The sequence below is a fragment of the Spirosoma oryzae genome (assembly GCF_003002825.1).
GTDB classification, from domain to species: domain Bacteria; phylum Bacteroidota; class Bacteroidia; order Cytophagales; family Spirosomataceae; genus Spirosoma; species Spirosoma oryzae.
Genome location: NZ_PVTE01000039.1, coordinates 1 through 13,778 on the forward strand (window position 1 = coordinate 1; position 13,778 = coordinate 13,778).

9 protein-coding genes are annotated in these 13,778 nt (G+C 55.5%); 7 read left to right on the top strand and 2 right to left on the bottom strand.

The genetic code is table 11. The features are described 5' to 3' along the window. Window positions 1-377 precede the first annotated feature (377 nt). Window positions 378-1,397, bottom strand: a complete 1,020-nt coding sequence (locus CLV58_RS25830) for a LacI family DNA-binding transcriptional regulator (RefSeq protein ID WP_106140735.1) — start codon at window positions 1,395-1,397, stop codon at window positions 378-380. A gap of 334 nt (window positions 1,398-1,731) precedes the next feature. Here CLV58_RS25830 and CLV58_RS28205 point away from each other — a divergent pair, with 334 nt between their 5' ends. Next, the gene (locus CLV58_RS28205) at window positions 1,732-2,094 is read left to right on the top strand and encodes a hypothetical protein (protein WP_146141549.1); all 363 of its coding nucleotides are present in this window, start codon (window positions 1,732-1,734) and stop codon (window positions 2,092-2,094) included. Between the two features lie 160 nt (window positions 2,095-2,254). Here CLV58_RS28205 and CLV58_RS25835 read toward each other — a convergent pair whose 3' ends face one another. After that, window positions 2,255-2,977: a hypothetical protein gene (locus CLV58_RS25835; RefSeq protein ID WP_146141550.1), complete on the bottom strand. Its 723-nt coding sequence runs from the start codon at window positions 2,975-2,977 to the stop codon at window positions 2,255-2,257. Window positions 2,978-3,724: 747 nt separating this feature from the next. On the opposite strand from CLV58_RS25835, the gene CLV58_RS25840 reads away from it, so the two are divergent. The 6 genes from CLV58_RS25840 to CLV58_RS25865 all read left to right on the top strand — a co-directional run bounded on the left by CLV58_RS25840 (window position 3,725) and on the right by CLV58_RS25865 (window position 13,770). Next, window positions 3,725-6,607 (top strand): glycosyl hydrolase 115 family protein, encoded by a 2,883-nt coding sequence (locus CLV58_RS25840; protein ID WP_106140737.1) that lies wholly within the window; start codon window positions 3,725-3,727, stop codon window positions 6,605-6,607. Between the two features lie 228 nt (window positions 6,608-6,835). Next, entirely contained in the window at window positions 6,836-8,956 is a 2,121-nt protein-coding gene (locus CLV58_RS25845) for an alpha-glucuronidase family glycosyl hydrolase (protein ID WP_106140738.1), read from the top strand. Next, a complete protein-coding gene (locus tag CLV58_RS25850) occupies window positions 8,957-9,760 on the top strand; it encodes an SDR family NAD(P)-dependent oxidoreductase (RefSeq protein ID WP_211300906.1) in 804 nt (267 codons plus the stop codon). Window positions 9,761-9,956: 196 nt separating this feature from the next. After that, on the top strand, window positions 9,957-10,472 hold the full coding sequence (locus CLV58_RS25855; RefSeq protein WP_106140739.1) for a hypothetical protein: 516 nt from the start codon (window positions 9,957-9,959) through the stop codon (window positions 10,470-10,472). A 128-nt stretch (window positions 10,473-10,600) separates the two neighbouring features. Beyond that, window positions 10,601-11,653 carry a glycoside hydrolase family 43 protein gene (locus tag CLV58_RS25860; RefSeq protein WP_106140740.1) on the top strand — a complete coding sequence of 351 codons (1,053 nt, stop codon included), beginning with the start codon at window positions 10,601-10,603 and terminating at the stop codon, window positions 11,651-11,653. A gap of 176 nt (window positions 11,654-11,829) precedes the next feature. After that, window positions 11,830-13,770 (top strand): sialate O-acetylesterase, encoded by a 1,941-nt coding sequence (locus CLV58_RS25865; RefSeq protein ID WP_106140741.1) that lies wholly within the window; start codon window positions 11,830-11,832, stop codon window positions 13,768-13,770. Window positions 13,771-13,778: the final 8 nt, after the last annotated feature.

Consider the following 13,778-nt stretch of genomic DNA (forward strand, 5'->3'; position numbering starts at 1 on the left):
TGGTCTCAGGGTGTTGAGTCAGGCAGTGGAGCGTTTTTATTTCATCAAACTAGGTTATGGACTCAATCCGAATTAAAACCCCTACAAGATTAGCCCTGAAGGGGGAGAAATTCACGAATAAACTTCTCCCCCTTCAGGGGGCGGGGGGTATCGTTGACTAGAACTTAACAGCCCTGCCCTTCAGGGGGCTGGGGGGTGTGGCCGCTGCCGGGTAAACAGGCTGGCACTTAACAGCCCTGCCCTTCAGGGGGAGCATTCCGCAAATGAAATTCCCCCCCTTTAGGCCAGGCCGACGTTTCGGGGCGGGGGGTGAACTTCACAAACCGGGGTGGTATCGATAACCTATCGAGCCGTCGCACGTCATAGTGAAGTGGTACTTACCGTCGCTGGGATGATTCCCGGACGATCAGTTCGGAACGCAGGATAATCCGATTAGTAGCTTCAATGTCTTGCAAACCATTCAGGGAGTTGATCAGGGTACGGGCGGCAATCTCCCCCATTTTTTCCCCGGCATAGTGCACGGTTGTCAGCGTTGGATTGATCACCCGCGCCACCGGGTCGTCGTTGAACCCAATCACCGCGATATCGCCGGGAATGCTGATACCAGCCTGCCGGAGCGCCAGCATGCAGCCGACAGCGCAGAAATCGTTGGCCACGAAAATACCGTCCGGTCGGTCAGGCATGGCCAGAATTACCTGAGCCGCCTGCTCCCCCGCTTCAAAACTCAGGTCCGACTCCACAACCAGCTTGTCGTCGAGCGGAATAGCCGCTTCGCTCAGCGCCCGCTGATACCCGGCCAACCGATCGCTGTACACGTTCCGGCGCATGGTTCCGGTGATGTGGGCAATCCGCCGACAGCCCTGTTCGATCAGGTGCCGGGTCGCTTCGTACCCCGCCCATTCGTTATCGATCGATACGCTCACGCATTTCGTGTGCGGAATGACCCGGTCGAAAAACAGCACCGGCACCCCCCGCTGGATAAACGTTTCGAAGTGTTCGCTCGATTCGGTGTTGTAGGCGACAGACACCATCAACCCGTCGACGCGGCTGTTGAACAGGGTTTTGGCATTGGCAATTTCCTTCACCGACGACTCCTGCGACTGCGTAATAATCAGGCTGTAGGACGCGTCGTTGGCGGCTTTTTCCATACCTGCCAGCACGCGCGACATAAAATTGCTGTTGAGCCGGGGTACGATAATGCCCAGTGTCGAGGTTTTCTGCCGGCGCAGGTTACTGGCAAACGTATTGTAGCGATAGCCCATCTGCTGAGCCGTCGCATTGATCAGTTCTTTGGTATCATTTCGAATGGCGGGATGGTCATTGAGCGCCCGGCTCACGGTTGCCGGGGAATAATTCAATCGTTTCGCGATGTCGTAAATCGTTACTTCTTTAGTCATACCAGGGCTTGGAACGAACGCATTCGGTCGCGTCGTTCGGTTAATCCACGTCGAAAGCGCTTGATAGTCAAACAGCTCCCAGGCGTATAGGTTCGGTGATTCCTGATGGAATAATAGGCAACAGATACGCTTTATCAAAATAATTCCGCTTCGGCACGTTCATCCTCATGTACCGGACGGGCTACGAGTCGTGGCGCTAAATACGGCGAATTACGTTGTCCTTTTTCCGAAGTACAGGGCAATCAGTTGTCTTCTTTGCCAGGAAAATAGTGCTTTGTACGTCCGGTCAGAGCCAAAGCTGAACGCGGACGCTTTTTAGTAGCGAAGCCGGAAAATGAAAAAAGTCGTCATCCTTTGTGCCTTGCTCAGTGCTTCCTGCCGATCAGATGCCCTACGCGACAAGGCAGTAGTAATTCGTGACGTGGCGAGGGACACCACCGTTCGGCTCGTCAAAACTCAGGGCAATCGGTCGCCCAGCATTTCGCTATGTGCCGTCGGATCGCTCGATGACTCGGCAACGGTGACACTCAGAAACCCCCGTCAGCCGGAGAAACTGTACTGGCAAACATGGCGGCTACCCAAAGGAAGACTCGATTCACTGAAGCAGCGTCTCGATTACTACGACCATGACGTAGACGTGATTTATTCCCACCGAAACGTGAGTCGGGGCAAGCTAAGCCTGACGGTTAGGTATTAGGTAGATCAGGATATATCCGTTTCTCAATCTTATGACGAACCAATGAACAAGGGTAGCCAATAGAGCCAGTGACTTACTTGTTTCTCCGAATCCTTAGCTACTAGTAGAAACTAGCCCAGGAAACACGTACGCGTTCCCTCACCAAACTTTCCTTGTATCGTCAATACGTCATAGGACGGCGATCAACACTGAAGGCGTAGTGCAGGCTAAGCCCATTGGTGAATCCGCTGCCATTGGCAAATAAGGTTCCTGACCCCGTTCCTGTACTGGTTGTGTAACGATAAGCAGTAGCGTCCAGCGGCTTGAACGCACCCAGATAATTGGCACAATCATACCCGATCCATGCGCCCACCCGGACGTGTTTTCCCAGAGAGTAGGCAGCTTCCAGTCGTAACGAGGGTATCAGCACAGTAGCGCGCGCATACTCGCTGTAAGGACGAGTCTGGTTTTCGAATACGGTTACCCCGTTCATCGTTATCGAACCGGGTGAGGTCGTAAACCGGGTGTAGTGATACCGCCCATAACTGACACCTGCCACTGCATACATATTTAGTCGACCATGGACCAGGGCCAGTATATTACGCTGGTAGGCTAGCGAGTACAGACCAAGCGTATTGGGCGTTGCTGATATATTGAAGCCACCACCGTTCAGCATCAGATTCGTCGCATAGGAAAAGCTGTGAACCCCAATTCGTACCCCATTGCGTCCCTGTTCATAACTCGCCCAGACCCCGTAGTCGTAATAATGGGTGTGATCGATAACAGGCAGCGGTCCCTGTACGTCCACTACGTTTCTTAAGTGACCGAATCGGTTAAGGCCATCGATACCGATAGTAACCGACTGCCCTCGGCTGCTAAGCGCAACCAGTAGCAACGCTGCCAAAAAAGTCAACTGTCTGCTTACCGCTCCCATAACTTATTGATTCTCTGCAATTGATCAGGCTAACAATTCCCTACGTACAGATATGAACTGTTAATGACCGACAATTTGCCAACCAACCGCCGAAGAAGCATACAGTACCAGGTCTAATTTACAAATTACCGACAACGAATTACCGGCAATTGATTTCCAGTACCGATAGATACGACAAACGACGTAATTCTAACGACCCGCCTGCCAATGGCCGATTCACCGTAGTCGACCCACCTAGGACAAGCTCAAAGCAGCTAGTTTGACCCCTTGACCGCCAGACTTATCATCTCACTATCACTTTAAACTACGAATGAACAACCTACTCCTTCCACATGTCAAGCTGTAGTTGACAAATACAAAGCTTACTACTTTTAATAAGTTTTTGCAATCGGTTGCATATTCGGGAATTACTGAAAATATTTGTAAAACAATACTCTGATGAGGAATAGTGACAACGATCCACCTTGCCGCAGTACTTGTCCGCTTCTCACTACCCCGAATAATTAACAGGCTGAACCAGCGATTTCGATATTGATAAGCCGATTACGCATGCAGCCGGCTTTGCTCATTCACATAGGTTAATGAATACCGTATTCCCTCCTGCTACTGGCGGGAGGGAATATCATTGCCAACCTGACAACCATTTCCGCAGCCGGCTTTATCAGTCAGTGCGGTCGTCTGGCGGTACGCTGGCAGACAAAACCCTTTTCTCTCGACATGACCAAACTGCTGTTGTGCCTGCTTCTAACGAGCCTGTCGCTTCAAAGCCTTGCCATCGTTCCCGGTAAGTACGTCGCTACGCAGCCGGGAAAAGGCCGGTTTCCGCTCACGACAAAGGGACGGGTGGTACCCATGCTGACCGGTCAGGACGAATATGCCGGGGTACGTCGGGCTATGAACAGTCTGGAAGCCGATATCGTCCGGGTAACGAGAGCCAAACCGGCGCTGTCGCCCGATCAGAAAAGTCCCAAAGAACTGATTCTTGTCGGTACAATCGGCAAAAACCCGCTGATCGACAAGCTAGTCAGGGATAAGAAACTAGATCTTTCCAGCCTGACCGGCAAGTGGGAAACGTATAGCACGCAGGTGGTTGAGAAACCCATGCCGGGCGTCGACCGGGCGCTGGTCATTGCGGGCAGCGACAAACGCGGCACCATCTTCGGCCTTTACGACCTGTCGGCGCAGATCGGCGTATCGCCCTGGCACTGGTGGGCCGACGTGCCGGTGCAACCCCAGAAGGCGCTGTACGTGCTGCCGGGTCAGCATACGGCGGGCACACCGGCGGTAAAGTACCGGGGCATTTTTATCAACGACGAAGCCCCGGCCCTCTCGGGCTGGACGAAAGCCAGATTCGGCGGCTTCAACCACCAATTCTACGAACACGTATTCGAGCTGATTCTGCGCCTGAAAGGCAACTACCTGTGGCCCGCCATGTGGGGAAACGCCTTTTATGACGACGATTCGCAGAACCCTAAACTGGCCGACGAATACGGCGTCGTGATCGGCACGTCGCACCACGAGCCGCTGATGCGGGCGCACGACGAATGGCGTCGGTACGGTAAAGGGCCGTGGAATTACCAGACCAACGATTCGACGCTGCGGGCCTTCTGGCGCAAAAGCGTCGAGCGAATGGGCAGCAATGAAAGCATCCTGAGTGTCGGAATGCGGGGCGACGGCGACGAACCCATGAGCCGCGAAACCGCTACCGCCCTGCTCGAAAAAATCGTGGCCGACCAGCGTACCATCATCAGCGACGTAACGGGCAAACCGGCATCCGAAACACCCCAGTCGTGGGCGCTCTACAAGGAAGTGCAGGATTACTACGACAAAGGCATGCGCGTTCCCGACGACGTGACGCTACTGCTCTGCGACGACAACTGGGGCAACCTCCGCAAACTACCCTCTGTGGGTACGCCGAAGCGCAAAGGCGGGTACGGTATCTATTACCACTACGATTACGTGGGCGGTCCCCGCAACTACAAGTGGATCAATACGAACACCATTGCCCGGACGCGGGAGCAGATGCACCTGGCCTATGAACACGGCGTCGATCAGATCTGGATCGTGAATGTGGGCGACATCAAACCGATGGAGTTTCCCATTGCGTTTTTTCTCGACTACGCCTGGAACCCCAACGCCTGGCCCGCCGACAAACTAACGGACTACACCCGGCTGTGGGCTCAGCAGCAGTTCGGCACCAAACACGCCGAAGCCATTGCCCGTATCCTGACGGCCTACACGCAGTATAATGCCCGGCGCAAGCCTGAGCTGCTCAGCCCGGATACGTACAGCCTGACCCACTACCGCGAAGCCGAGCGCGTCGTGGCCGACTATAACCAACTGCTGAGTGAGGCCGAACGTATTGGCAAAGATTTACCTACATCGTATCAGGACGCTTATTTTCAACTGGTACTCCACCCCGTCAAAGCCAGCGCGACGCTGAACGAACTCTACGTGACGGCGGGTCGAAACCGGCTGTATGCCAAACAGGGCCGGGCCGCGACGAACAGCCTTGCCGACCGGGTGAAAATGCTGTTTGAGCGGGATGCCCAGATCACACGCTTCTACAACGACACGCTGGCCGGTGGCAAATGGACGCATATGATGGACCAGACCCACATCGGCTACACCTACTGGCAGCAACCCGACAAGAACAGCATGCCAAAGGTCGAAACGATCAGCGTACCGACAGCCGCTGAGATGGGTGTTGCCGTCGAAGGCAGCGACGACTGGTTTCCCGGCAGCGCGGGCCGTGCGCAGACATTACCGACCTTCGACAAGTACAACCAGCAAACGTATTACATCGACCTGTTCAACCGGGGGCAAACGCCGTTTGCGTTCCAGGCCAGCGCCGGTGCTCCCTGGCTTACACTGTCGACGACCAGCGGAACCGTCGGGCAGGAGACGCGACTACTGGTCGGCGTCAACTGGAAACAGGCACCCGCCGGTACGCAGCAGGTACCGATTACGCTGACCGGCCCCAATGGGCAACAGGTTGTCGTGCAGGCGGTCGTCAGCAACCCGGCGGCTCCCCAGTTTGATACGGCGGTTGGCTTCGTGGAAAGCAACGGCTACGTGTCCATCGACGCCGAACACCCGACGCGCATGATTGAAACGGCCACCGCCACCTGGCAGCAACTGCCCGACATTGGTCGTACAGCGGGGGGCCTAACCATTTCACCCGTCACGACGGCTACCGTTGAACAGCCCGGTGGCCAGTCGCCCCGGCTGGCGTATCAGGTGATTCTGGCCGACAGCGGTACGGTGCAGGTGCAGACCTACGTTTCGCCAACGCTGAATTTCAACGACAACAAAGGCCTGCGTTTCGCCATCTCGTTCGATGGCGAAGCGCCCCAAATTATTAACATGCACGCCAACGAAACCGGGTGGGTCTGGGAGCAGTCGGTCGCCAACAACATTCGCATCCTGACAACGACGCATCGATTGACGAAACCCGGCACGCACACGCTGAACTACTGGCTGGTCGATCCGGCGGTTGTCGTGCAGAAATTCGTCATCGACCGGGGTGGCCTTAAACCCAGCTACCTGGGACCACCCGAAAGCTTCCGGCGCGATGCACCAACCATGAGTCATAAATAGTTTATATACTTTCCTACCGTTGGAAGGGCTACTACGTTCTTGAATTTGCGCTGATTGTTGCCCTATTTCTTCGGCTAGCCTACCCCCAGCCCCCTGAAGGGGGAGCGGTTCATTTGCAGAATACTCCCCCTTCAGGGGGCTGGGGGGTAGGCCCTCCCGACGTCAGGAGGGATGACAGAAAGAAAATGAAAAAGTAAAACCAATCCTAACCGATACTACTACCCATTCATGAACCAACTATTGCTGATTGGCCTGCTGCTCCTATCCCACCTCACGTTTGCCGACGATGGGTATCGACTCTGGCTCAAATACGACCGACTGGCTGATGCGACTGTCCGGTCGGGATACGCTCGTTCGACTCAGTTTATCGCGGTCAGCGGTTCGTCGCCCGTTCTGACGGCCGCGACCAGTGAGTTGCAGCTGGGTCTACAGGGGTTACTCGGCCCCACCGTGCCTACTCTTGCCCGCGCCGGAACCCGGCAGGGCGGCATCGTACTGACCGTGGGCGTTTCCGGTGCCGATGCCAATGGGCTGAACGAGGAAGGCTACCGGATCGTGAAGCGGCAGGGCAATATCGTGGTGATGGGTAAAACCGACGTGGGCGTGCTGTACGGCACGTTTGCGCTGCTTCGTCAGGTACAGACCGGCCAACCGCTCGATAACATCAACCTGGTCAGCAGTCCGAAAGTAAAGCTGCGGATGCTGAACCACTGGGATAACCCCAACGGCACGATTGAGCGAGGCTACGCGGGCGGCTCACTCTGGAAATGGTCGGAATTACCCGAAACCATCGACCCACGCTACAAAGACTACGCCCGCGCCAATGCATCGCTGGGCATAAACGGGACCGTTGTCAACAACGTCAACGCCAGTCCACGGCTGCTGACGGGCGAGTATCTACAAAAAGTAGCCGCCCTAGCCGACGTCATGCGTCCGTACGGCATCAAGGTGTATCTGTCGGTCTATTTCGCGGCCCCCAAAACGCTGGGCGGACTGAAGACATCCGATCCCCTCGACCCGCAGGTGCGCAAATGGTGGGCCGACAAGACGGCGGAGATTCACCGCTACATCCCGGATTTCGGTGGGTTTCTGGTGAAAGCCAACTCGGAAGGCGAACCCGGCCCGCAGGACTACGGCCGTACGCACGTCGACGGAGCCAACATGCTGGCGGCTGCGATGAAACCATTTTCGGGCGTCGTGATCTGGCGGGCATTCGTCTACAAAGCGGACCCAACGGGCGACCGGTTCAAAGCCGCCTACGAAGAGTTTACGCCATTCGACGGGCAGTTCGATCCGAAGGTGATTGTACAGGTCAAGAACGGGCCGATTGATTTTCAACCCCGCGAGCCGTTTTCGCCCTTGTTCGGGGCCATGCCCAAAACCCCGCTGGGTATCGAATTTCAGCTAACGCAGGAGTACCTCGGCTTTGCGACCCACCTCGTCTACGAAGCACCCTTGTTCAAGGAATGCCTGGAGTCGGACACCTATGCGGCTGGCAAAGGCTCGACAGTGGCCAGGGTTGTCGACGGAAGCCTGCACGGTTACCGGAACGCCGGACCGACCCAGACGCTGATGGCGGGGGTAGCCAACACCGGTTCCGACCGCAACTGGACCGGTCACCCGCTGGCGCAGGCCAACTGGTACGCGTTCGGCCGGATTGCCTGGGACCATACGCTGACGTCTGCGGCCATCGCCGATGAATGGATAAAGATGACGCTGACCCGTCAGCCACAGGCCGTTTCGCACGTTAGGGCCATGCTGCTCCGGTCGCGGGATATTTACGTGGATTACAACGCCCCACTCGGCCTGTCGCGCCCCTGGACGGGCGTTCACTTCGCCCCCGAACCCTGGCAGAACAAAAGCCCCCGCCCCGACTGGACAGCCGTTTACTACCACCGGGCCGACTCCATCGGACTGGGCTTCGACCGGACGGCGACGGGCAGCAACGCGCTGGCACAGTATCGCCCGGACGTCCGTCGGCAGTGGGAAAATGTGGACAATTGTCCCCTGCCCTACCTGCTGTGGTTCCACCACGTTCCCTGGACCAAACAACTCGCGACGGGTCGCACGCTCTGGGATGAACTCTGCACACGCTTTTATACCGGTGCCGATTCGGTACGCTGGCTGCAACAGGAGTGGGCACTGGCAAAACCCGCCATCGACCCCGCGCTGTACACCGACGTAGTGGGCCGGCTGGCGACGCAGCACCGGGAAGCGATCTGGTGGCGCGACGCCTGGGTGCTGTACCTCCAGGAATTTGCCAAAAAGCCCATACCTAAGCCGTTCAAGCAACCCGAACAGACGCTGGACGACGTAAAAAAATCAGTTGACATTTACTTATTACGCTAGATGATTACGAACGAACAGGCAGCCGACACGGCGCTGCTGACACCCACACCATCCGTTTTTTCGCTGGAAGGCAAGCGCGCGCTCATCACCGGCGGGGGCAGCGGCATCGGCTTCGACATCGCCCGGTGCATGACCCTGGCCGGGGCCGACGTCATCGTGACGGGTCGCCGGGAACAACCCCTGATCGACGCGGTCGACGCGCTTGGTCCCAAGGCAAATTACATGGTCAACGACGTGACGGTGCGCGCCGAACTGGACCAGCTGGTCGATACCATCGAGCGTCAGTACGGTCCCATCGACATTCTGGTCAACAATGCGGGCATCAACATGAAAAAGCCCGCGCTGGAGGTCACCGACGAAGAATTTGACCGGGTTGTACACACCAACCTGAACGCCGTTTTTTCGCTGACACGCGCCTGCGCCACCCGCATGGTCGAACGAAATAGCGGTGTCGTCATTATGATTTCGTCGATGGCGGCTTATTACGGTATCGACCGGGTCGCGGCCTACGGTGCGTCGAAGTCGGCGGTGGAAGGAATGGTCAAAATTCTGGCGTCGGAGTGGTCAGGTAAAGGCGTGCGGGTGAATGCCATTGCGCCCGGTTTCATCGAAACGGCCATGAGCAAAACGGCGATGGGTGGTGATCCCGACCGCTTCGCCCGCGCCATGCGCCGGACGCCGATGGGTACGTTCGGGCAGCCGCAGGACATTGGCTGGGCGGCCGTTTTCCTGGCGTCGGAAGCCGCCCGCTACATCACCGGCGCATCGCTCCCCGTCGACGGCGGCAACTCGATTGGTTTTTAGTATCTTTTGTCACTTTTACGATCCAGTGTTTTTGTTATCCCGACGCCAATAAGGACAACAAAAACACTGACTATCTCCTACGAAGAAACTACCATATGCCCCAAAATAAAGAGGATTTTTCACCATTCAAAATCCTCTTTATTTTGGGGCATAAATAAGCAAACCAAAACGAATATTGTTAATTTATACCCCACAAATGAATACGATAGAAAACGCGTTAGAACTGGAATATTATCATGATTATGCTGGGGCGATTTCAATGTATAAAAAAATTATAGGTAACATGCATCCGCCTGTCGATGCATTCATCAACTTGGCCTTCTTATACTGGTCGGTTGTTAACAACCGGCTATTTGACAGATCACTAAAGAAGGAGTGTGGGGTACCCGCCGAGTTGCTTCCAGCGAGTGATAAAATGTATGAGTTTATAATTAATATGGGATTACAAGAGCATCCCCAAAACATTGAACTAGCTTTTTGGAAGCTCTACTTTTCTGAAATTTCGTATGGAAAAGATGTCATAGAAGCTGATTATATATCTTTACTAACCCATTATCATAATGACAGTCTAGTCCCTTATTTGGTTTTAGCTGCTTACGATAAAACCAAATACAGAAATGAATTATATCTTCTTAGAGAAGAATGTTCAATTCATCCCACAGCCAAAAACTTATATATAAAGGCGGTTATTGAAGGTATGCCTAATTTGTAAGTTAGAACCATCAAAATCAATCTCCCCTTCCATTATAACAAAAAAAAGCATTAAAAATACCCTCTGTTTAATAGAACAATTCTGTATTGATCAATTTCCAACAACATAGTCACAGTCAAAACCCACGCATGAAACGCATTCGTATTTCGCTGGCGCTAGCCGCAATCAGCTGCCTTTCGCTATCATTGTTCGCCCAGACCAACAACGGCAAAAACCCCATTTCACAGCCGCTGGTATCGCACATCTACACCGCTGACCCATCGGCCCACGTCTTCAACGGCAAAATCTACATCTACCCCTCGCACGACATCGACGCGAAAGACGTGAAGGAAGATGACGACGGTGGCCACTTCGCCATGCGCGACTATCACGTGCTATCGATGGACAAAATCGGTGGCCCGGTGAAAGACAATGGCGTGGCGCTCGACATCAAGGACATTCCCTGGGCGGGGCGACAACTCTGGGCACCCGATGCGGCTTACAAAAACGGAACGTACTACCTGTACTTCCCCGTCAAGGACAAGCAGGACGTATTTCGCCTTGGCGTCGCAACCAGCAAAAGCCCGGTTGGTCCGTTCAAGGCGGAGCCGCAGCCGATGAAAGGCACCTACAGCATCGACCCCTGCGTTTTTCAGGATACCGATGGCAAAGCCTACATCTACTTTGGCGGCATCTGGGGTGGTCAGTTGCAGCGCTGGGACAACAATCAGTACGACGCGAAAGGGGCACTGAAAAAGCCCGATGAGGTGGCGTATCTGCCCCGCGTAGCCCGGCTGAGCAACGACATGAAGGAACTGGCCGAGCCGGTAAAAGCCATTCAGTTACTAGATGAAAACGGTAAGCTCTTCACCGAAAAAGATAACGACAAACGCTTTTTCGAAGGGTCCTGGCTACACAAATACAAGGGTAAATACTACCTGTCGTACTCGACCGGTGACACGCACAACCTGTGCTACGCCATCGGCGATAGTCCGTACGGTCCGTTCACCTACAAGGGCGTGCTGCTGAAACCGGTGATGGGCTGGACGAACCACCATTCGATCATCGAGAAAGACGGCAAGTGGTACCTGTTTTACCACGACACGCAACTGTCGGGCAAGACGCACCTGCGTAACGTAAAAGTCACCGAACTGACCTACAACCCCGACGGCACGATCAAAACCATCGACGCGTACAAGTAAATTTTTTGGACAGGATTACAGGATTGACAGGATCAGCCGCTGCGTATTTTCTGCGATTATATTGTTCAGCACGTCTGGCAAATCCCGTCAATCCGCCCGGCGACCACGCGGTGGTCGCCACCGTGGCGCGGCCCGGCTGTAATCCTGTCTAAAATCCCCACAACCCCTCTTTCCCCATGAGACAGTTCGTCTGGATTTGTCTGTTCGCGCTCGTCAACCTGACGGCACAGGCTCAATTGCGCGTACCCAGCCTGATTAGCGACGGTATGGTGTTGCAGCGCGACACGCCCCTGACCATCTGGGGCTGGGCCACTCCCGGCGAAAAAATTACGGTGCAACTGAACCGGAAAGCTTACAAAACCACGACCGACGCGAGCGGCAAATGGCAGGTCAAACTACCGGCGATGAAAGCAGGTGGGCCGTTCACGATGGACATCGCTGGTAACACGCAGCTTAGTGTCAAAGACATCCTGATCGGCGATGTCTGGTTTTGCAGCGGGCAGAGCAATATGGTGCATCAGCTGAACATCCACGACGTCACGTACGCTAACGAAATCGCGACGGCGAACGACCCGCAGATCCGGCAGTTCTGGGTACCGACGCTCACCAGCCTGCAAGGTCCGCAGCAAGACGTACCCAACGGACAGTGGAAAAAAGCGGTCGGTCAGGACGTCCGGCCGTTCTCGGCGGTGGCTTATTTCTTCGCAAAGAAAATTCACCAGCAGTACCACATACCGGTGGGCATCATCAACGCCAGCGTCGGTGGCACACCCATCGAAGCCTGGATCAGCGAAAGTGGGCTGAAGACGTTTTCGGCACTCGAAGCAACGGTTGCCAAAAATAAAGACACCAGCTACGTCAACGGCCTGGCGCGTCGGCAATCAACCATGCCCCGCCCCGCTCCACCCGTCGATCTGGGTATGACGGGCGCGACGAAGTGGTATGATCCGACTTACGTGCCGAAAGGCTGGCGGCCGATCAACGTACCGGGCTACTGGGAAGATCAGGGCGTAAAAGACCTCAACGGCATTGTCTGGTACCGGCGCGAAATCGACGTACCAGCGGCAATGGTTGGTAAACCCGCGACGGTGTTTCTGGGCCGGATCGTCGATGCCGATGAGCTGTACGTCAATGGCAAATCGGTAGGCCGAACGACGTATATGTACCCCCAGCGCCGGTACAAGCTACCGGCCGACGTACTGAAAGCCGGGAAGAACGTGCTTGTGGTGCGGGTCACCAACAACGGCGGCAAAGGCGGTTTCGTCCCCGATAAGCCGTACAGTCTCTTCGCCGGTGCCGATACGGTCGATCTGAAAGGAACCTGGCAGTACAAAGTTGGTGTAGCCTTTCGGCCCGTCGAAGGCAGTGGATTCGCGGGCGGCAATCCAGCCGGGGGAATCAGCGCGCAGAACCAGCCGACGGCCCTGTACAACGCGATGGTAGCGCCCGAAATCAGGTACGCCATCAAAGGGTTTTGCTGGTATCAGGGCGAAAGCAACGCCGGAAAACCCGCCGAATACGCCCAACTCCTGCCCGCGCTGATTGCCGACTGGCGCAGCAAATGGCAACAGGGTACATTGCCTTTCCTGTACGTTCAGCTACCCGGCTTCATGGACTACAGCTACCAGCCGTCGGAAAGTGGGTGGGCGGTGCTCCGCGAATCGCAGCTTAGCGCGCTGTCGGTGCCGAATACGGCGATGGCCGTTGCCATCGACCTGGGCGAGTGGAACGACATTCACCCCGACAACAAAAAGGACGTCGGCGAACGACTGGCACTGGCCGCGCTGAAAACAGCTTATCACGAAAACATCGTTGCGTCGGGACCGCTCTACCAATCAGCAAAAGTCGACGGCAACAAAATCGTGCTCAGCTTTACCGACGTCGGTAGTGGCCTGGCAACCCGCGACAGGGAAGCGCCCGGTGACTTTGCCATTGCGGGAGCCGACAAGAAATTCGTCTGGGCCAACGCCCGAATCGAGGGCAACACCGTAGTCGTATCAAGTGATGATGTCCCGAACCCGCAGTTCGTCCGCTACGCCTGGGCCGACAACCCGGCCAACGCCAATTTGATCAATAAAGAAGGCTTACCGGCATCACCATTCCGCACGGATCAGTGATCGAACCG